The following is an 18,893-nucleotide window of genomic DNA, read 5'->3' on the forward strand; positions in this document are numbered from 1 at the left end:
GACCCGGCTGGACCTGACTACAGCCGCTCGGTGATCACCCTGCCGTTGCCCAGCACGCGGGTGGTCGCGAACAGCCGGGAGCGGCTCACCTCGACGTCGGCGGCACGGTAGGCCGGCAGGTAGAGGCCCGCCTCCCCGCCCCCGTGCGCGACCTTGAGGATGCCAGGGCCGAACAGGGAGGCGATGTACAGGCCGCCGGCGTCGTCGAGCGCGATGCCGGTGGGCGTGACGAGGTCGTCGGCGTACAGCTCGGAGACACCCGTCGCCGTGTCCACCCGGTACACCGCGCCCAACGGGGGAGCGATCCTCTCCGCTGCGCCTCCCGGCACGGCCGACACGAACAGCCGGCCGTCCGGACCCACCTCGACGTCCGTGGGCACCCCCTCGAAGTCGTAGCGCAGGCCCACGCAGGACGGCATCCCCCAGGCCCTCGCCGACTCCTCGGAGAAGAGGACCTCCATCGCGGGAAGAGCAGTCATAGAGCGGATCTCGCCGGAGCGGAGGTCCACCGTCAGGACCGCGCCCGCCCCCGCGTCGGCCACGTAGGCCGTGGCGCGCGCGACGGCCACGGACACGACGTGCGAGTCGGGCTCCACGTCTCCGTCCCTGTAGCGCGCGGGCACCCCCAGCGCCTCCAGTTCGGCCACGCAGAGGAGGTTGTCTGAGGCATCCGTGCCGGTCAGGCCGTATTCCACGGTTTCGGCAGGGTCGTCGTCGACGGCGTAGCGGGCGAGCTCATCGGTGATCGTCCGGACGACGCCGTCCGGGTCGATGGACTTCAGCGAACTGACCGGCGGCGACGGGTCCTGCCCCGCGCTGCGGCTCTCCACGAAGACGAGGGTGCTGCCGTCGTAGGCGACTCCGCCGACGTCGGACCCGACGGCCTCGTAGACGGTCCTGATCTCGACCTGCGCGACGGTGGTGAGCCTGCTGGTGACGCCCTCGGACACGGTGACCGATCCAAAGGGACCGGCGGCGAGGTGCAGGGGAGTGGTGAGGCCCTCCGCCAGCGCCATCGGGCCCTCCCACGGCGGTGCGGCCACGGCCGTCGAGGCGGAGGCCAGGACGACAAGGGCGGCCGATGCAGCCGCCAGCGCGCGCTTCATCATCGAGGCCCCTCTGGTCGGTGGCTCGGGGAGCCTGACCGTCGTCCCCTGTCATGCCCCCTTGAGCTCAACGGTGATCCGCGCAAACGGCAGGTGTCAAGGCATGGAGGGCGGCCCGAGAGTGCATGCCGCAGCGCCGCGCCGGACGCCGATGAGCTGGTTCTCTCACCACCCAAAAGCCGGGCAACCACCTGCCCGGCGACGGATCAGCGGCGGAGCGCCGTCGCGGCGACGACCACCTCGCGGATCAGCGGGGGCTCCCCGGCGGAGCTCAGCAGGCGCAGCGGCTCGTCCCCCGTCGCCAGGGTGACGGGGAGCGCACGCTCGAAGAAGTTGGCCCAGGAGTAGGTGTAGCGGCAGCGGGCACTGCCCACGCGGCCCTCGCCCTCCCACACCTCGACGAGGCGGTCCACCACCTGCGGGTTGTAGTCGTGCTCGCCCCGCAGCTCGGCGTTGGCATACGTCACCACCACGACGAACTCGCCCGTCGTCGCCAGGGCCCCCGTCCGGGGGATGGCAGCCCCGTCGTGCCAGGGCAGCCGGATCGCGGCGGCGTCTCCCTCGTGAGCGCGCGTGACGAGCAGCGACGCCACCCTCACCGTCCTCCCTGCGCCGAAGAGCTCGATCTCGTTGACACCCTGCACCAGGAACACCCTCGCCGCGGCATGGTCCGCGCCCGCCGCGACCTCCACAGTCCCCGCATCCTGGCCGTTGACCCGCAGCCCGACGGCCGCCGCCCCGTCGGCCACCGCCACCGTCACGTCGTGGTAGCCCGTCTCCCAGGCCGCGACATACACGTCGGCCCGGCCCCCCTCGGCCAAGGTGGCCGCGCCTGCCGCCGCCCAGTCGAGGTGGGCGCCGCCGGACAGCCTGAAGGTCGCGGCGGGATGCAGCGTGGGGTCGCCGTCGGAGGCGTCCATGAGCACGAACCTGTCCAGCGTCACCTCGGCGCCCGGCAGGAGGGTGACGCCGTCGACGCTCGTCCGCAGCGACAGCTCCCGCCGCCCCGCGGGGAGCCTGATCAGCGCCTCGGCGCTGCCCCGGTACCTGCCGCGGGAGCGCTCGTTGAGCGCCAGGCCGGCCGGGTGATCGACGAAGGCCGCGAACTCGCCGTCGACGGACAGCGCGTGCCGGGCGGGTTCACCCGCCGCGGCGGCGATCGCCTGGAAGCGGTAGGTCCCGTCCCGCGGAACGTCGACGGCCCAGGTGGCCGACGAGCCCGGCTCGCGGAATCTCGACACGTCCGCCCCGCCCGAGGCGAGGAACTGCCAGCCCTCCGCCGCCTTCGCGTCGTAACGGGTGACCTCGGCGTGGTCCAGGGCCGTGTCCTCGGCCTCCACCGTGGCGCACCAGGGCGCCGGGCCGGTCGGCGGCGCTGCGTAGGCCGGCGTGATGAGCACCTGGTAGGCGGAGAACCGGTCGCAGGTCAGGGGGAGGCTCAAGGCGCCGTCGCCCACAGGTTCCCCGCGGAGTGCGGACACCACGCGCGGCGCGGGGTGCAGCCCGTCGACCCCCGTGAGCGTGGCCTCGCGCACCTCGACATCCACCAGCGCGCCGAACAGCGCCGGATCCAGGCCCGCCATGGTCAGGACGAACTCACCTTCGCCTCCTCCGCACAGCACCATGCCCCGGGCGTTGGCGGCGTCGACGGCGGCGATCGCCTGCAGCGTGTCCGGCACGTCCGGCTGGGGCGGTGTGACCGTGACGGTCGTCGACCCTTCCAGGTCTCCGTACCACTTGAGCGTCCACCAGCCGCCGTTGGCGCCGTGCGCGCGGGCGGTGTTGTCGGACAGGTTGCCCGCGTAGTTCCAGTACGCCATCTGGGCGTCCACCTTGGTGTCCTCGAACATGGCCAGCCACTGGATCAGCTGGCCGGGGACCGCCATGTCGCGGAGCATGCCGTACTCGGTGATGTTCACCTCGATGGGCGCGATGCCGCGCTCGGCCTCCATGGCCCGGTACTCCCGCAGGTGTGAGCGGTACGTGCCGAGGTTCTCGATGCCGAGCTCGTGCCAGATGAACACCTGGGGCAGGCATCCGTGCACGACGGCGAACTCCAGGAAGTCCGCCGTGCGCTCCGGCTGCCACTGCATGTCGCCGGGGCCGCCGATCCGCGGCTCGCCGAGGCCGTGCCGGGTCCACACGTCCCTGATGACGCCGACGACGGCGAGCCAGTCGGCCAGGAACTGCTCCCGGTGCTCGGGCCACTCCGGGTACCAGTTGCCGCCGTCGGGTTCGTTGAACGGGATGAGCACGTAGTCGCGGGGGCGGGCGGAGCTGGTGGCGACGGCGTCGCTGATCCGCTCGACGACGTCGAGGAAGCTCCACCGGCCGTCGACGTCCCCGGGGCGCCGGCCGCCGTCGTAGGGCCAGTCCGGGTAGTGGTCCTGGATGTAGATGTACATGTCGCGGCCGTGCTTGGCGAAGAACCCGTCCTCGACCGCCAGGGCGTCGCCGCTGGGGTGCTGCGTCCCGAAGGGCGCCTTCTGGCTCGTGTTGGTGAGGTGGGCGCCGTTGAGCAGCGCGGGGGTGGGCACGCCGTCGTCGCCGAGCCCGTACAGCGTGCCGGAGGCGCCGCCGCGGAAGGGGCCGACGGGGGAGGCGAAGTCGACGAGGAGGTCGCGGTCAGTGGTCACGGGGTGGGCCTTCCGGTGGGGCGGCGGTGCTGGCACGCACGATGAGGTCTGGGGTGAGGGTGAGCAGGCGCGGGCCCGACGCGGGGTCGCGGAGGAGCTGCCAGCCCCGGCGGCCGAGCTCGGCGAAGTCCTGCGCGACGGTGGTGAGCGCCGGGTCCCAGAGTGCCGCCAGCGGATGGTCGTCGAAGCCGGCCACGCTGAGGTCGCGGGGGACCACGAGGCCCTCGTCGCGGAGGCCGGCGATGACGCCCATGGCCACCTCGTCGTTGCCGCAGAACACGGCCGTGACATCGTCGCGGCCGGCGAGCGCGGCGCCGAGGGGGCGCGCCTCTGCCGGGTCCCAGCCGGCCTCGATGATCGGCGGCACCGGCCTCCCCGCCGCGACGAGCGCACGCCGCCAGCCGAGGGTGCGGCCCCCCTCGCCGCCCGGCGCCGGGACGCTGACGTGATGCACCGTCGGGTGGCCCAGCGAGAGGAGGTGGGTGGTGAGCGCGAAGGCGCCCTGGTCCTCGTCAATCACGATCTGCGGCCGCCCGTCGAAGCGGCCGCCCGAGAGCGCGACGGCCGGGACGCCCGACGGGAGGCGGTGCAGGGCCGCGACACCCGCGGGGTCGAAGGCCAGCACGATCACCCCGGCCACCGGCTGCGACAGCGCCAAGGCCAGGGCGGCGTCCAGGTCCGCCTCGCCGGTGCCGTCGAGGGCGGTGATGGTGACCAGGTGCCCGCCGGCGCGGGCGGCCTCCTCGATGCCGCGGATGGTCTCCGCGTAGCCGTAGCGCGACGTGTTGCCGGCCAGCACCGCGACCACGCCGGGCGCCCGTCCGCCCAGCGCCCGGGCGGCGGGATTGGGGGTGAAGCGGAGCTCCGCGATCGCGGCGGCGATGCGCTCGCGCTTGTCGTCGCTCACGCGCGCCGCCCCGGTCAGGAACCGCGACACCGTGGGCACCGAGACCCCGGCAGCCGCGGCCACGTCCTTGATGGTGGCGGGGGGCGCCGCCGGGTCAGCCACGGCCGTCGGTGGGCGTGAGGCGGATGAGCCGGGCGGTGGTGGTCATCGCGGTGTCCGCGCGGAGCGTCCCGGTGCCGGCGTCCCAGCTCAGGTCCCAGCCGTCCGCCTCCCCGGGGAACTCCAGCACCACGGTCATGGCGCGCCCGGCGAGCCCGGGGAACGGGAGCGCTGCGGGGCCGGCCTCGGCCCGCTTCCACAGGGCGACCAGTACGTCGTCGCCGGTGCGGAGCCCCAGCGCCACCCACGGGTCGGTCCACCCGGGCAGGCCGAGCGGCCAGCACGGGACCGCGTGGGGGAGGTCGGCCCGGAGCCGCTTCGCGGCGGCCACCGCCTCGCGGACCAGGCCCAGCTCCGACGGGGCCATCCGGTTGAGGTAGCCGGACAGGTAGATGCGCCCCACCAGCCCGGTGACCAGGCAGAAGGCGATCTCCTCGGGGTCCATGCCCGGCTGGGGATAGGCCCAGCTGGCGGCCTGCTCGGGGAGCATCTGCAGCGGCGCCGACGCGGCGATCGGCGGGTAGAGCCGGAAGTCCTGCTGGTCCGAGGTGGACTGCAGCTGCAGGCGGCTGAGCATGGCGAAGTCCGCCCGCATCCCGCCCGAGCCGCAGTTCTCCAGGATCAGCCCCGGATGGCGGTCGAGGACGCCGTCGAGCCACGCGAGGACCGCGCGGGAGTGCTCGAGCAGCCCGTGCCCGGGGCTGGGCGCAGCGTGGTCGGTCCCGCTGCCGGGGTTGATGTTGTAGTCCAGCTTGAAGAAGCCCACCCCGAAGTCGCGCACCAGGCGGTCGACGACGCCGTCGAGGTGCGCCCGCGCGGCCGGGTGGCGCAGGTCGAGGTGGTGGCGGTCCTGCTCGACGAGGCGCTGCCCGTGGCGCTGCAGGAACGCCTCGTCCGGGAGGCGGGCGGCCATGGCGCTGCGCACGCCGATCACCTCGGGCTCCAGCCAGAGGCCCGGCGTCATCCCGCGCTCGTGGATGCGGTCGATCACCTCGCCCAGCCCGCCGGGGAAGCGGGTGGCCGACGGCAGCCACTCTCCGACGCTGTCCCACCAGTGGCCGGAGTCGTCGTACCAGCCGGCGTCGACGCAGAACACCTCGGCGCCCGCCTCGGCGGCCGCGTCGACGAGGGGCAGCAGCTTCGCCGTCGTCGGGTCCCCGTTGAGGGTGTTCATGTAGTCGTTGAAGCACACCGGCAGCCGCTCGTTGTCCGGGTGCGCCCGCCGGGCGGCCCGCCGGTAGCGGGTCATGGCCGCGGCGGCGTCGTCGAGCGTGGCGCCGAGCGCGACGCCGGCCTTCACGGAGGTGAAGGACCCGCCGGGACGGAGGTCCAGCGACCACGCGTGGTCGAGGTCTGTGGGGCCGGACAGGGCGACGGAGAAGTCTTCGTACTCCTCGCCCACCTCGATGCGCCACGGCCCGTTGTGCTCCACCTGCCACAGCCAGGCCGCGCCCTCGGTGGCCGAGGTGGCGGCGGCGACGGGGGCGTGCTCGCCGCTGGACCAGGTGCCGTGCGAGGTGAGGGTCGCGGCACCCCTCGGGCGCACGCCGGTGAGGTGGGCGGCGATGCCCGGGAACAGGTCCGGGCGGAAGGGCCTGGAGCCCCACCGGGACTCGGCCAGCCAGTCGCTGGCCGCGCTGTGGAACGCCCAGCCGGTGGGGTCGCCGACGCCGAGCGGCGCCGCCCAGGAGGCCACCGATCTCAGGCACACGGGGACCTGACCGGTGTTGGTGACGGTGACCTCGGAGGAGAACGCCGCCACCCCGTCGGGGGAGGCGAGCCTCACGTCGGCTCGGAGGCCGGACGTCTCGACGGTGAGGCTGAGGCGATGCCAGGACCCGTCGGTGGTCGCCTCGTGCCCGACGTAGCGGAGGCGCTCGCCGAGGGCGGTCATGCCCACCCGGGTGCTGGCCAGCGCGTGACCGGCGGCCGCGGTGAGGATCTGGACGAGTCCCACGGGCTCGGGCGACGCGAGACGCACGCCGTCGGCGGTGGCCGACGTGAGCGAGACGGGGAGGTCCGGGGCGGTCGAGAGGGTCAGCGTCAGCGCCGGGTGTCCCCAGGTCAGTTCGGTCACGTCACTCCCTTGTCGCGCGGTCGCGGACAGTCAAGCACATCTCTGATAACGGTTTCAAGCCTGTCCCGGACACGGTCCGCGCGGCGCCGGGCGCGGGGCTGGTATTTTGACCGGGTGAGCCCCCGGCGGAGCTCGCGGTCGGCGACCGAAGGAGAAACACCCGTGTCCACCACTGACAGCGACCTCGCGCCCGTCGCGGCCGTAGTCGTCCTCGCCGCGGGCGGCGGCACCCGCATGAAGTCGGCCAAGTCCAAGCTCCTCCACGAGGTGGCGGGCAAGCCCATGCTCAGCTTCGCCGTCTCGGCCGCCGCCGCGCTCAACCCCGCGCACCTGGTGGTGGTGGTGGGTCACCTGCGTGACCAGGTCACGGACCACCTCGAGAAGCTGTCCGAGTCCGTCACCACGGCGGTGCAGGACGACCAGCTGGGCACCGGCCACGCCGTCGCCTGCGGGCTGGCGGACCTCGGTGAGCTCGAGGGCGACGTGGTGGTCACCTACGCCGACGTGCCCATGCTCACCGGCGACACGCTGCGCCAGCTCGTGGCCGTGCACCGGGCCCATCACCACTCGGTGACCGTGCTCACCGCCCGCGTCGAGGACCCCACCGGCTACGGGCGCGTGCTGCGCGACGGAGACACCGTCACCGGCATCGTCGAGCACAAGGACGCCACCGACGAGCAGCGGGCCATCGACGAGATCAACTCGGGCATCTACGTCTTCGACGCCGCCACCCTCCGCGAGGGCCTGGCCTCCCTGACCACGGACAACGCGCAGGGCGAGCAGTACCTCACAGACGTGCTCACCTACGCCCACTCGCGCGCGCAGCGCGTCGGCGCGCACCTCATCGACGACGTGTGGCAGACCGAGGGCGTCAACGACCGCGTCCAGCTGGCCCGCATCAACCTCGAGATGAACCGCCGCATCCGCGACGCCTGGATGATGGCGGGGGTCACCATGGTGGACCCGTCCAGCACCTGGATCGACGTGGACGTGGACCTCGCCCGCGACGTGGTGCTCATGCCCGGCGTCATCCTCCAGGGCGCCACGACGGTGGGGGAGGGCGCCATCATCGGCCCGGACACCACGCTCATGGACGTTGAGGTGGGGCCGGGGGCCGAGGTGATCCGCACGCACGGCTCGTTCGCCGTGATCGGCGAGAACGCCACCGTCGGCCCCTTCGCCTACCTCAGGCCGGGCACGGAGCTGGGTAAGGGCGGGAAGATCGGCACCTTCGTCGAGACCAAGAACGCGGTGATCGGGGACGGCGCCAAGGTGCCGCACCTCACCTACGCGGGCGACGCCATCATCGACGAGGGCGTCAACATCGGGGCCGGCACGATCTTCGCCAACTACGACGGTGTGTACAAGTCCACGACGCACGTGGGCCGCAACGCCTTCGTCGGCTCCAACTCGGTGCTCGTCGCGCCGGTCGACATCGCCGCCGGCTCCCTGGTGGGCGCCGGCTCCACGATCACCGACGACGTGCCCGCCGGGGCGTTGGCCCTGGCCCGCGGCCGGCAGCGCAACATCGACGGGTGGATGGACCAGCGCCGCCCGGGCTCGAAGGGCGCCGTCGCCGCGGCCGCCCACGACGGCAGCGTCCACCCCGCTGTGCTGGAGTCCCGAGAGAAGAAGAAGGCCTGATCCCTGTGTCCCAGATCGCCAAGAACAACAAGCACCTGATGCTCTTCAGCGGGCGCGCGTTCCCCGAGCTGGCGCAGGAGGTGGCCACCCTCATGGACGAGCCGATCGTGCCCACGCGCGCGCTCACCTACGCCAACTCCGAGATCTACGTGCGGTTCGAGGAGTCGGTGCGCGGCTGCGACGCGTTCGTCATCCAGTCCCACACCGCCCCCGTCAACGAGTGGCTGATGGAGCAGCTCATCATGGTCGACGCGCTCAAGCGCGCCTCGGCCAAGCGGATAACGGTGGTGGCCCCGTTCTACCCCTACGCGCGGCAGGACAAGAAGCACCTCGGCCGCGAGCCCATCTCCGCGCGCCTCGTGGCGGACCTCTACAAGGCCGCGGGCGCCAACCGGATCATGTCCGTGGACCTGCACGCCGCCCAGATCCAGGGCTTCTTCGACGGCCCCGTCGACCACCTGTGGGGCCTGCCGGTGCTGTCCGACTACGTCAAGAGCAACTACGACGTGTCCCAGATGTGCGTGGTCTCGCCGGACGCGGGCCGCGTGCGGCTGGCCGACATGTGGACCGACGTGCTCGGCACGCCGCTGGCCATCGTGCACAAGCGCCGAGACCACGACAAGGCCAACACGGTGGCCGTGCACGAGGTTGTGGGCGACGTGCAGGGCAAGGTCTGCCTCCTCGTGGACGACATGATCGACACCGCCGGCACCATCGCCCAGGCCGCCCAGGCGCTGCACGAGCGCGGCGCCTCCAAGGTGATCGCGGCGGCCACGCACCCGATCTTCTCCGGCCCGGCCGCCGAGCGGCTCAACGGCGCGAACTTCGCCGAGATCATCGTCACCAACACCCTGCCCATCCACACCGAGCAGCCGATCAACAACCTCAAGGTCCTGTCGATCGCCCCGCTCATCGCCAAGGCCATCAACGCCGTCTTCCTCGACGGCTCGGTCACCTCGCTGTTCGGGGGCGTGGCCTAAAGGCTCACGCCGTCGCGATCACCGCGACGTTGAGGGCGAGCACCGCCGCCACCACGGCCCAGGCGATCGCCGTCAGCCACACCGGGTTGCGGTGCTCGCCCATGGTCCTCCGGCTGGCGGTGAAGGCCACCAGCGGAACCACGGCGAAGCCGATGCCGAAGCTCAGCACCAGCTGCGACTGCACCAACGCCTCCGTCGGCGGCAGGCCCATCAGCAGGATGGCGACGGCGGGCACCAGCGTGATCAGCCGCCGCAGCGTGGGCGTGATGCGCGGGGAGACGAGGTCGCGGACCATGCCCGCGCCCGCGTCGGTGCCCACGATGGCCGAGCCCACGCCGGAGAAGAGGAGCCCGACGGCGAACACCGTCGCGGCGACGGGGCCCACGAGGGTCGCGATCTCGCCGTGCGCCGCCTCGATCGAGTCCACGGTGGCGCCCTGCAGGGCTGCGGCCGCGAACAGCAGCATCGAGACGTTCACCACGCCCGCGACGGTCAGCGCGATCACCACGTCCACGCGCTGGACGCGCAGCAGCCGGGGAGCTGTCTCGTCGGAGCCGTGGTGCCGGGCGCGGGCGAGCTCGGAGTGCAGGTAGACGGCGTGCGGCATCACCGTGGCGCCGAGCATCGCGGCGGCCAGCTGGAGCGACTCGGCCCCGGCGAACCGGGGCACCAGCCCCCCGACGACCTGCGCCGGGTCCGGCGGCAGCCACAGCAGGCTGGTGAGGAACCCCAGGGCGATGATGGCCAGCACGCCGATGAGCAGCACCTCGAAGAACACCTCGCCGCGTGAGCGGAGCCACTGCAGCATGACGACGGCCACGAGGCCGACGATGACCGCGCCGGCGGGCAGCGGCAGGCCGAACAGCAGGTTGAGGGCGATGGCGCCGCCCACCACCTCGGCCACGTCCGTGGCGATGGCCACGGCCAGCGCCTGGACGGCGTAGAGCACGCGCCACAGCCCGCCGAAGCGCCGCCTGGCCAGAGAGTCGCGGACCTGGGCGCTGAGGCTGGCCCCGGTGACCACGCCGAGCTTCGCGGAGAGGTACTGCACCACCATTGCCATCAGGCAGGCGAGCACCAGCGACCACACCAGCAGGTAGCCGAACGTGGCGCCCGCGGTGAGGTTGGCCGCGACGTTGCCGGGATCGACGTAGGCCATCGCAGCGACGAACGCCGGCCCCAGCAGCGCGACCGTCCGGCGTCCCATCATGCGCGGAGTCTAGGGCAGGCGACGCGTCGCGTCGGCCGCTCTCACGCCGCGTCCGGGACGGTCAGGCCTTGGCGACCTGCTGGCGGTACGCCTCGGCCTCCCAGGTCTCGATGAAGCGGCGCTCCGCCTCGTTGAGGGCGCGGACCCGGCCCAGGGCGCTGGCGGCGCGGCCGACGGTGAGGGCGTCGACGTAGACCTGCAGGGCGGTGGTGGCCGACTTCTCCGAGTCGCCGGCCGCCGCAACACCAGAGCCCGGCACCACCACGATCACCGGGTCCACGCCGCGGGCCTCGCGGAACGCGGCCAGCGCGGCCGGGACCTCGTCGGCGCCGCCCACCGCGAGGGGGAACGAGCCGGCGTAGACGATCTGATCCGGGATGAGCGGGCCCTCGACGAGGAACCGCGCCCCCGCCTCGGTGGCGGGGAAGGCGCGCGCGATGTCGCCGTCGTCGGTGGCCACCGCGACGGCGCCCAGCGCGGAGCGGAACGCCTCGGCCACGGCTCCGAGGTCTGCGCCGGCGGCAGTCGACGGCTGGTCGGCGGAGGCGGCCGCGACCGCCTCCTCGATGCGGGCCAGGATCCGGTAGCTCTCGGCGCGCACGTCGTCGGAGTTGTCCCCGGCGACGATGAGGCCGTGGTTCATGAGGAACGTCGCCTTGGGCGCGGGCTGGCCGGTGCGGGCCGAGAACTCGTCGCGGCGGGCCGCGATCTCGCGGGCCAGCGGCAGGCCGGGATCCACGTAGGCCACCCAGAGCACGTCGTTGCCGAACAGCTCGGCGGTGAGGCGCTCGCCGTCGGCGTTGCACGTGATGGCGTTGATGAGCAGCGGGTGGGTGTGGAACACGTAGGTGTCCGGGATGAGCGCGTGGAACAGGATCTCCACCGACGGACGGCGGGGGCCGGCGTCGCGGCGGGCGAGCCCCGCGATGTGGTTGACCGGATCACCCAGGCTGGGGTCGGGGTCCGGCGCGTCCAGCGAGTCGAGCAGCACCTGCAGGTCCAGCGGCACCAGGTCCTCGGCGGTGATGGAGGCCAGCGAGACGCCGCTGGGCTTGATCCACAGCACGCCGTCGGCCTTCGCCGACGAGTTGCCGCCGCCGGCCCGCACGAAGCTGGGGTTGGCGCCGAACTCGTTGGAGAGCGCGGTGATCTCGGCGAGCTCCTTCTCGGGGCGGGGGAGGAACTGGGTCACGGTGGTGGAGGCCATCACGGTCTTTCTGAGGTCGGTGAGGGTGCCGCCGAGGATGCCGACGGCGCGGGCCTGGATGAGGCAGTTGCCGAGCGCCGTCGCCTCGACCGGGCCGGCCGAGACGGGGAGCCCGGTGCGGTCCGCGGCGCGCTGGCAGAGCAGGCGGTTCTGGGAGCCGCCGCCGACGATGACGAGGCGACGGGGGGTGCGGCCGGTGATCGCGGCGAGCTCGTCGACCACGTCGGCGTAGGCGTCGGCCAGCGACTCGATGAGGGCACGGGTGAACACCGCCGGGTCCTCGAGCCGCTCGTCGCCGCCGGCCAGGGCCTTGACGCGGCCGACCATGTCGCCGGGGGGCAGCAGGCTGGGGTGGGTGGCGTCGAAGTGGGGGGCGTCGGTCACCGCGCGGGCCGCCTCGACCAGGTCCGGCACGGACAGCTCGCGGCCCTGAGCGGCCCAGTGGCGCACGGCCTCGGACAGGATCCACAGCCCCATGACGTTCTTGAGGTAGCGCACCGTGGAATCCACGCCGCCCTCGTTGGTGAGGTTCGCCCGCCGAGACTCCTCAGTGAGGATCGGGGCGTCGAGCTCCATGCCCACCAGGGACCAGGTGCCCGAGGAGATGAACACATCGTCGGCCTCGAGGGGCGCTCCGACGACCGCCGAGGCGGTGTCGTGCGAGCCGACGGCCACCAGCGGCACGCCGGCGGCGGGCCCGGCGACGATCTCGCCGACGACCGTGCCCGGCTCCACCACGTCGGCGAAGATCCGTGCCGGGAGTCCGAGGCGGTCGATCAGCTTCCAGTCCCACTGGCCGGTGCGCGGATCGAGCAGGGCGGTGGTGGAGGCGTTGGTGCGCTCGGCCACCTCCCGGCCGGTCAGCCAGTAGCCCAGCAGGTCGGGCAGCATGAGGAAGCGGGTGGCGCGCTCCAGGCGGCCGGAGGCGAGGTCGTCGGCCAACTGGTTGACCGTGTTGAACGGCACGTCCTGCAGGCCGACGCGCGAGTACAGCTCCGCCTCGGAGATCCGCTCGCGGACCAGGGCGCGCCCCCGCTCGGTGCGGGGGTCGCGGTAATTGAAGGGGAGTTCGAGCAGTCCGTCATCGCCGAGGAGGCCGTAGTCGACCGCCCAGCAGTCGATGCCGAGCGCGGCCACCCCGTGCGGGGCGGCCTCCATGGCGCGGCCGATGCCCGCCTGGATCTCGGCGAACAGGGCCACGGCGTCGAGCCGGAGCCCGTCGTCGGTCTGCCGGGCGGCGGTGGAGAACCGGTGCACCTCGTCGAGCGAGACGCGCCCGTCGACGAACGTGGCCAGCACCACCCGGCCGCTGGTGGCCCCCAGGTCCACAGCGATGACGGACTGCTTCGGCATCAGGCGCCCCAGCCGGCCTGGGCCCCGCCGACGCGCTCCTCGGCGATCTTCGCCAGGTAGCCGGAGGCCGCGAAGGCCGCCATCGGGTCGGCGGCAAGGCCGCGACCCTCACGCCACTCGGCAAGCATCGGCCGCACGTCGGTGTAGAACGCGTCCATGAGGATGGCGTGCGCGCCCAGGACGTCGTTGCGGTCCTGGGCCGCCTGCAGCGCGTCGGCGTCGACGAGCAGCGCGCGGGCCGTCATCTCCTGGACGTTGAGCACGGAGCGGATCTGGCCGGGGATCTTGTCCTCGATGTTGTGGCACTGGTCGAGCATGAAGGCGACGCCGGTGGCCGGGTCGAAGCCGCCGCCGCGGCGGACCTCCCACAGGATGCGGAACAGCTGGAACGGATCGGCAGCGCCCACCACGAGGTCGTCGTCGGCGTAGAAGCGCGAGTTGAAGTCGAACGAGCCGAGCTTCCCGAGGCGCAGCAGCTGGGCGACGATGAACTCGATGTTGGTGCCAGGCGCGTGGTGGCCGGTGTCCAGGCAGACGAGCGCCCGGTCGCCCAGCGCGTTGACGTGCGCGTACGAGGTGCCCCAGTCCGGGACGTCCATGTGGTAGAACGCCGGCTCGAAGAACTTGTACTCCAGCACGAGCCGCTGGTCGGCCCCGAGCTGGCTGTAGATCTTGGCCAGCGAGTCCGCCAGCCAGTCCTGACGACGGCGGATGTCGCCCTGGCCGGGGTAGTTGGTGCCGTCGGCGAGCCAGATCTTGAGGTCCTGCGAACCGATCTCGGTCATGATCTCGAGGCACTCGAGGTGATGGTCGATCGCCATCTGCCGGACCTTCGGATCGTTGTGCGCGAGGCTGCCGAACTTGTAGGCCTCGTCCTGGAAGGTGTTGGAGTTGACAGTGCCCAACTCGACGCCGAGGTCCGCAGCGTAGGACTTGAGCGCGGCCCAGTCGTCGACCTTGTCCCAGGGGTAGTGCAGGGCGACCTTCGGCGAGAGGCCGGTGTAGAGGTTCACCTGGGCCGCGTCGGCCAGCTTCTCCTGGATGGTGCGGGGGGTGCCCGGGGTGCCGAAGACGCGGAAGCGGGTGCCGGAGTTGCCGTAGGCCCAGGACGGGACCTCGATCACCTGGTCCTCGAGTTGCTTGCTGATGGTGCTGATCATGAGGCGCCTCCTTGCGCGATTAAATCGTTTCAGTATGAGCTATTGAAACGATACAACTATGAGTGTGAGAGGTCAATGCCGCCCCCGCGATCCGCGTGTGGTGCTCATGAGGAGATGCTGGACGCGCGGGGGACGAGGGTGGGGGTGTAGGTGACGGTGCGGTGCTCGTGCTCGCGCCCGGACTCGTGGTCGTCGATCTCCTCGAGGAGCAGCTCGGCCGCCGTCGCGCCGAGCTCGCGACGGGGCTGCGCCACCGACGACAGGGGCACGGCGGCCGCGGCGGCGAAGTCGATGTCGTCGTAGCCGACGATGGCCACGTCCTGCGGGACCCGGATCCTGGCCGCGACGAGGCCCTGGAGCAGCCCGATGGCGATCATGTCGTTGGCGCAGAAGATGCCCGTGGGGCGCTCGGCGGGGGGCAGCAGGGCCAGCTGCTCGGCTGCCGCCCTCCCCGAGGCGAAGTCGAGCGCGTCGACGGAGACCGCCAGGAGGCTCACCCCCGCGTCGGCGGCAGCGCCCTCGGCGCCCTCGCGGCGGTCCCGCACCTGGGCCAGCGTCGACGGGCCGCCGACGAAGGCGAGCGCGGTGTGGCCCTGGGCGATGAGGTGCTCGGCGGCGATCCGGCCGCCCGCCTCGTCGTCGACGCCGACGGTGCAGCCCGTCCCGCCGTGCGCGCGGTCCACCAGGACGGTGGGGATCCGCGTCTGGAGGAGGGACTCGACCTCCGGCGGCGTGGCGCCGATGGGCCCGAGGATCACGCCACGCACCCGCTGGTCGCGGAAGGAGCGCAGAGCGGAGGCCTCGCGCTCCGGGCGGTTGTCCGAGTCGCCGATGGTGGCCGCGTAGCCCGCCTCCTCCAGCCGGCCCTGGGCGCCGCGGAGGACGTCGGCGAAGAACGGGTTGGCGACGTCCATGACGGCGAGGCCGATCACGCGGCTCTTGCCCGCGCGCAGGGCCTGCGCCTGCTGGTTGGGTGCCCAGCCGAGCGTGCGGATGGCCTCCTCTACCCGCTCCCTCGTGGCGGGCAGCACCCGCTCCGGGTTGTTGACCACGTTGGAGACCGTGCCTATCGACACCCGCGCCTTGTCGGCGACGTCACGCATGCTGAGGCGCGGAAGGGGGTTCACCTGACTCCGATCGGTCTCCGGGGGCTGCGCATACTGTACGCGCCGGAGCCCGTGGGGCCGTGCGCGACGAGGTTGCCGCGACGGCGACCCCGCCGCGCTGGTCATCCCTTCACCGCCCCCGACGTCATGCCGGCCACGATCTGGCGCTGGAAGAAGATGTACATGATCAGCGGCGGGATGGTGATGAGCAGGATGTTGGTGAACAGCAGGTTGTACGAGGTGTTGAACTGGCTCTGGAAGTTGAACAGCGTCAGCTGCACCGTCGCGTTCTGATCCCCCGGAAGGAAGTACAGCGGGTTCTGGAAGTCGTTGAACACGAACACCGACTGCACCACCACGACGGTGACGATGACGCCGCGCAGCAGCGGAAGGATCACCTGGAAGAACAGCCGCATGGGGCCGGCGCCGTCGACGATGGCGGCCTCGTCGATCTCCTTGGGGATGCCGGCGATGAACGCCCGCATCATGAGCACGGTGAAGGACAGGCCGAACGCCACCTCGATGAGGATCAGGCCGGGCAGGGTCTTGAAGATGCCGAGGGTCTGCATCACCCAGATGGTGGGCACAACGGCCGGCGGGATGATGAGGCCGGCGAGGACCAGCCCGTTGATCCACGGGTTGAGCCAGCTCTTGCGGCGCTGGAGCACGTAGGCGATCATCGCGCCGAAGATCACCATCAGCGTGACGCTGGCCACCGTGAGGATGGTGGAGTTGATGAAGGCGATGATGAGCATGAAGTCCCGGGTCTGGACGACCGTGACGATGTTCTCCCACAGCACGATCTGCTCCGGCCAGGAGAACTGCAGCAGGTTTGCCTCCTGCTGCGGCTTCATGGCGGTGAGCAGGATGAACGCGAAGGGCAGCAGGAAGATCACGCTCGTGAGGGCGATCCCGATGATGCCGATGATGTAGCCGATTGGCCTCATCTTGGTCACTGGGCCACCTCCTTGGAGTTGAGCCACCGCGAGAGCGGGTAGATGATCGCGGTCACGACGATGAAGAGGATCACGTTGCCAGCGGTGGAGAGGCCGTAGAAGCCGGCCTGGTACTGCTTGTAGATCACCGAGGCGATGACGTCCGAGGCGAAGCCGGGTCCGCCCTGGGTGGTGGTCCAGATGAGGTCGAAGGACCGCAGCCCGCCGATGAGGGAGAGGATGATCACCGTCGAGGTGGCCGGGAAGGACAGCGGCAGCATGATGTTGCGGAAGATGTCCCAGGCGCTGGCGCCGTCCACCTTGGCCGCCTCGTAGTACTCCTGCGGGATGGCCACGAGCCCGGCGATGTAGATGAGGGTGGCCAGGCCGATGCCCTTCCACACGTCGATGGCGGCCACGGTGAGCAGCGCGATGTTCGGGTCGACGAGCCAGCGCGGCCCCTCGATGCCCACCACGCCCAGGGCGGCGTTGACCACGCCCGAGGTGGGGTTGAGCAGCACCTGGAAGGTCAGGCCCACGCCCACGGCGGAGACCAGCACGGGGAAGAAGGTCACCGATCGCAGGTATCCGCGCGCCCAGATGTGCTGCACCAGCACGACGGCGAGCAGCATGCCCAGCACCACCTTGGAGCCGGAGGTCACGAACGCGTAGATGAGGGTGTTGACCAGGGCGCCGACCAGGCCTGGCTCGCTGAAGAAGGTGACGAAGTTGTCGAACCCGACGAAGGTGGCCTTGAAGAGCGTCCAGCGGGTGAACGCAAAGTAGAAGGACAGGGCCGTAGGCACGATGAAGAGGGCGATGAAGACGATGCCGCCCGGCAGGAAGAACCACAGCGGGTAGCTCTTGTCGATGTGCACGGGCGAGATGCGCGGCTTGGCGCCTTGGCGCGGCTCGGTGGCCGGGCGCGCGGAGGTAGAGGTGGCGGACACGGAAGGCTCCTTGGCTGGCTGAATGTCACGTCGTCGTGGGCGGCGTCGGCGCCGCTGGTTTCAGTGTGTGTGAAACGGGGGAGGAGGGTGGGGGAGGAGCGAACAACCCCCACCCTCCGCGGGTGCGATCCGGCTCACGCGCCGGGGTGGATCACCAGCCTTCGAGGCCCAGCTGCTGGGCCTGCTTCTCCACGTCCTGGTCGTACAGGGCGGCGCCGTCGGCGGCCGAGCGGATGCCGGAGCCCACCTCGACGGTGATCTTCTCGAGGTTCGGGCCCTTCACGGGGGACAGGAACTCGAGCGCCGGGCTGGCCTTGCCCTCGTCGAAGTAGACCTGCAGGTCGCCCACGGCGGCCGGGAGGTCCGTCGGCAGCTCGCAGCCCTTGACCAGGTACGGGCCGGTGGGCGTCACTGCTGCGGTCTGCGCATCGCAGGCCTCGGGCGTGGCCACCCAGTCGACGAACTTCTTGGCGGCCTCGAGCTTGTCGCCCTCGGTGGTCTTGGGGATGTAGAGACCGGCGGGGGTCCAGGCGGTGAGGCCGTTGTCTGCCGCGTCGTCACCGGGCTGGGCGAAGAAGCCGATGTTCTCGGCCGCGTCGTCGGACAGGCCCACGTAGGTGTTGATGACGAAGGACAGCATCGGGTAGTGCGCGCCGGACCCGGTGACGAGCTGGTTGAGTGCCTGGTCCAGCTTCGCGGTGGCGAAGTCCTCGTTCATGTACCCGGCCTTGTAGACCTCCTCGAGGCGCTGGAAGCCCTTGATGGCAGGCTCGTCGACGTACTTGGCCTGGTTGGCGGTGTACTTCTCGGCCCAGTCGGGCTGGACGGCCGTCACGTTGTGGAAGTCGGCCAGGATGAACAGCTGGGAGGTCCAGGTGTCGCCGTAGCTCTGGATGACCGGGTCGATGCCGGCGGCCTTGATCTTCTCGTTGTTGGCCATGAACTCGTCCCACGTGGTGGGCACCTCGAGGCCGAGGTCGGCGTAGACGGCCTTGTTGTAGAGGATGCCGCCTCCCATGGCCTGGCCGACGGGCACGCCGAACATGGCGTCGCCGCTGCTGACCGCGGGCTTGAAGGCGTCGTCCACCCGGTCCATGAGGGCCTCGCCCGACAGGTCCACCAGAGTGGTGTTGGGGTCGAGCGCCTGGAGCAGTGATCCGGAGTTGTACCAGAAGACGTCGCTCATCTCGTCGGTGGCGAGCCGGGTCTTGACGACGTTGTCGCCGTCCGTGCCCTGCGGGCGGGTCTCGACCTCGACGACCACCTCGGCCTGCGCGGCGTTGAAGCCGTCGGCGATGGCCTGCGCCGTGTTGAGCGAGGTCTCGGAGTTGTCGACGAGCAGGGTGATCTCGACGGCCTCAGCGGCGGGGGCGCCGCTTCCCGAGGTGGTGGGGTCGTCTGTGGAGCCGAGCGATCCGGGGCTGCAGGCGGCCAGCGCGGCGGCCGCGACGATCGCCATGCTGGCGATTCCGGTCTTCTTGAGATTCATGTAGTGCCCTCCGTTGGACTCAATCAGATGAAAC

The 18,893-nt window shown here is 71.5% G+C and carries 13 protein-coding genes; 2 read left to right on the plus strand and 11 right to left on the minus strand.

Translation table 11 applies throughout. The annotated features are described in order from the left end of the window. Positions 1-17: 17 nt before the first annotated feature. The 4 genes from ACX1D3_RS06680 to ACX1D3_RS06695 form a co-directional block, all read right to left on the minus strand. Positions 18-1,109, minus strand: coding sequence for a ScyD/ScyE family protein (locus ACX1D3_RS06680; RefSeq protein WP_458996207.1), 1,092 nt, complete (start codon positions 1,107-1,109; stop codon positions 18-20). Positions 1,110-1,312: 203 nt separating this feature from the next. After that, positions 1,313-3,742, minus strand: a complete 2,430-nt coding sequence (locus tag ACX1D3_RS06685; RefSeq protein WP_458996208.1) for a carbohydrate-binding protein — start codon at positions 3,740-3,742, stop codon at positions 1,313-1,315. After that, positions 3,732-4,751, minus strand: a complete 1,020-nt coding sequence (locus ACX1D3_RS06690) for a LacI family DNA-binding transcriptional regulator (RefSeq protein ID WP_458996209.1) — start codon at positions 4,749-4,751, stop codon at positions 3,732-3,734. Before ACX1D3_RS06690 ends, ACX1D3_RS06685 begins: the two co-directional genes overlap by 11 nt. After that, positions 4,744-6,825 carry a glycoside hydrolase family 36 protein gene (locus ACX1D3_RS06695; RefSeq protein ID WP_458996210.1) on the minus strand — a complete coding sequence of 694 codons (2,082 nt, stop codon included), beginning with the start codon at positions 6,823-6,825 and terminating at the stop codon, positions 4,744-4,746. The genes ACX1D3_RS06690 and ACX1D3_RS06695 overlap by 8 nt, the downstream gene beginning before the upstream one ends. Before the next feature lie 162 nt (positions 6,826-6,987). Between ACX1D3_RS06695 and glmU the strand changes: the two genes are divergently transcribed. Continuing rightward, complete coding sequence (gene glmU / locus ACX1D3_RS06700) at positions 6,988-8,469, plus strand: bifunctional UDP-N-acetylglucosamine diphosphorylase/glucosamine-1-phosphate N-acetyltransferase GlmU (RefSeq protein ID WP_458996211.1); 1,482 nt, start codon at positions 6,988-6,990, stop codon at positions 8,467-8,469. A gap of 5 nt (positions 8,470-8,474) precedes the next feature. Continuing rightward, positions 8,475-9,449, plus strand: a complete 975-nt coding sequence (locus ACX1D3_RS06705; protein ID WP_458996212.1) for a ribose-phosphate diphosphokinase — start codon at positions 8,475-8,477, stop codon at positions 9,447-9,449. Between the two features lie 4 nt (positions 9,450-9,453). Here the strand turns inward: ACX1D3_RS06705 and ACX1D3_RS06710 are convergent, their stop codons facing one another. The 7 genes from ACX1D3_RS06710 to ACX1D3_RS06740 form a co-directional block, all read right to left on the minus strand. After that, positions 9,454-10,659: an Nramp family divalent metal transporter gene (locus ACX1D3_RS06710; protein ID WP_527252168.1), complete on the minus strand. Its 1,206-nt coding sequence runs from the start codon at positions 10,657-10,659 to the stop codon at positions 9,454-9,456. 61 nt (positions 10,660-10,720) lie between these two features. Further along, positions 10,721-13,219, minus strand: coding sequence for an FGGY-family carbohydrate kinase (locus tag ACX1D3_RS06715; protein ID WP_458996213.1), 2,499 nt, complete (start codon positions 13,217-13,219; stop codon positions 10,721-10,723). Continuing rightward, positions 13,219-14,379 carry an L-rhamnose isomerase gene (gene rhaI, locus ACX1D3_RS06720; RefSeq protein WP_458996214.1) on the minus strand — a complete coding sequence of 387 codons (1,161 nt, stop codon included), beginning with the start codon at positions 14,377-14,379 and terminating at the stop codon, positions 13,219-13,221. The genes ACX1D3_RS06715 and rhaI overlap by 1 nt, the downstream gene beginning before the upstream one ends. A 104-nt stretch (positions 14,380-14,483) precedes the next feature. Continuing rightward, complete coding sequence (locus ACX1D3_RS06725; protein ID WP_458996215.1) at positions 14,484-15,482, minus strand: LacI family DNA-binding transcriptional regulator; 999 nt, start codon at positions 15,480-15,482, stop codon at positions 14,484-14,486. Between the two features lie 125 nt (positions 15,483-15,607). Then, positions 15,608-16,432, minus strand: coding sequence for a carbohydrate ABC transporter permease (locus ACX1D3_RS06730; protein ID WP_458996492.1), 825 nt, complete (start codon positions 16,430-16,432; stop codon positions 15,608-15,610). Between the two features lie 5 nt (positions 16,433-16,437). Further along, positions 16,438-17,370, minus strand: coding sequence for a carbohydrate ABC transporter permease (locus tag ACX1D3_RS06735; RefSeq protein ID WP_458996216.1), 933 nt, complete (start codon positions 17,368-17,370; stop codon positions 16,438-16,440). A 151-nt stretch (positions 17,371-17,521) separates the two neighbouring features. Continuing rightward, entirely contained in the window at positions 17,522-18,859 is a 1,338-nt protein-coding gene (locus ACX1D3_RS06740; protein WP_458996217.1) for an ABC transporter substrate-binding protein, read from the minus strand. Positions 18,860-18,893 lie beyond the last annotated feature (34 nt).

The sequence above is a fragment of the Tessaracoccus yangjingae genome, from assembly GCF_054483935.1.

Coding starts and splice junctions, on each gene's coding strand:
- ACX1D3_RS06680 (WP_458996207.1), bottom strand. CDS start 1,109: ATGATGAAGCGCGCGCTGGCGGCTGCATCGGCCGCCCTTGTCGTCCTG.
- ACX1D3_RS06710 (WP_527252168.1), bottom strand. CDS start 10,659: ATGATGGGACGCCGGACGGTCGCGCTGCTGGGGCCGGCGTTCGTCGCT.
- ACX1D3_RS06740 (WP_458996217.1), bottom strand. CDS start 18,859: ATGAATCTCAAGAAGACCGGAATCGCCAGCATGGCGATCGTCGCGGCC.
- ACX1D3_RS06725 (WP_458996215.1), bottom strand. CDS start 15,482: ATGCGTGACGTCGCCGACAAGGCGCGGGTGTCGATAGGCACGGTCTCC.
- ACX1D3_RS06730 (WP_458996492.1), bottom strand. CDS start 16,432: ATGAGGCCAATCGGCTACATCATCGGCATCATCGGGATCGCCCTCACG.
- ACX1D3_RS06715 (WP_458996213.1), bottom strand. CDS start 13,219: ATGCCGAAGCAGTCCGTCATCGCTGTGGACCTGGGGGCCACCAGCGGC.
- rhaI (WP_458996214.1), bottom strand. CDS start 14,379: ATGATCAGCACCATCAGCAAGCAACTCGAGGACCAGGTGATCGAGGTC.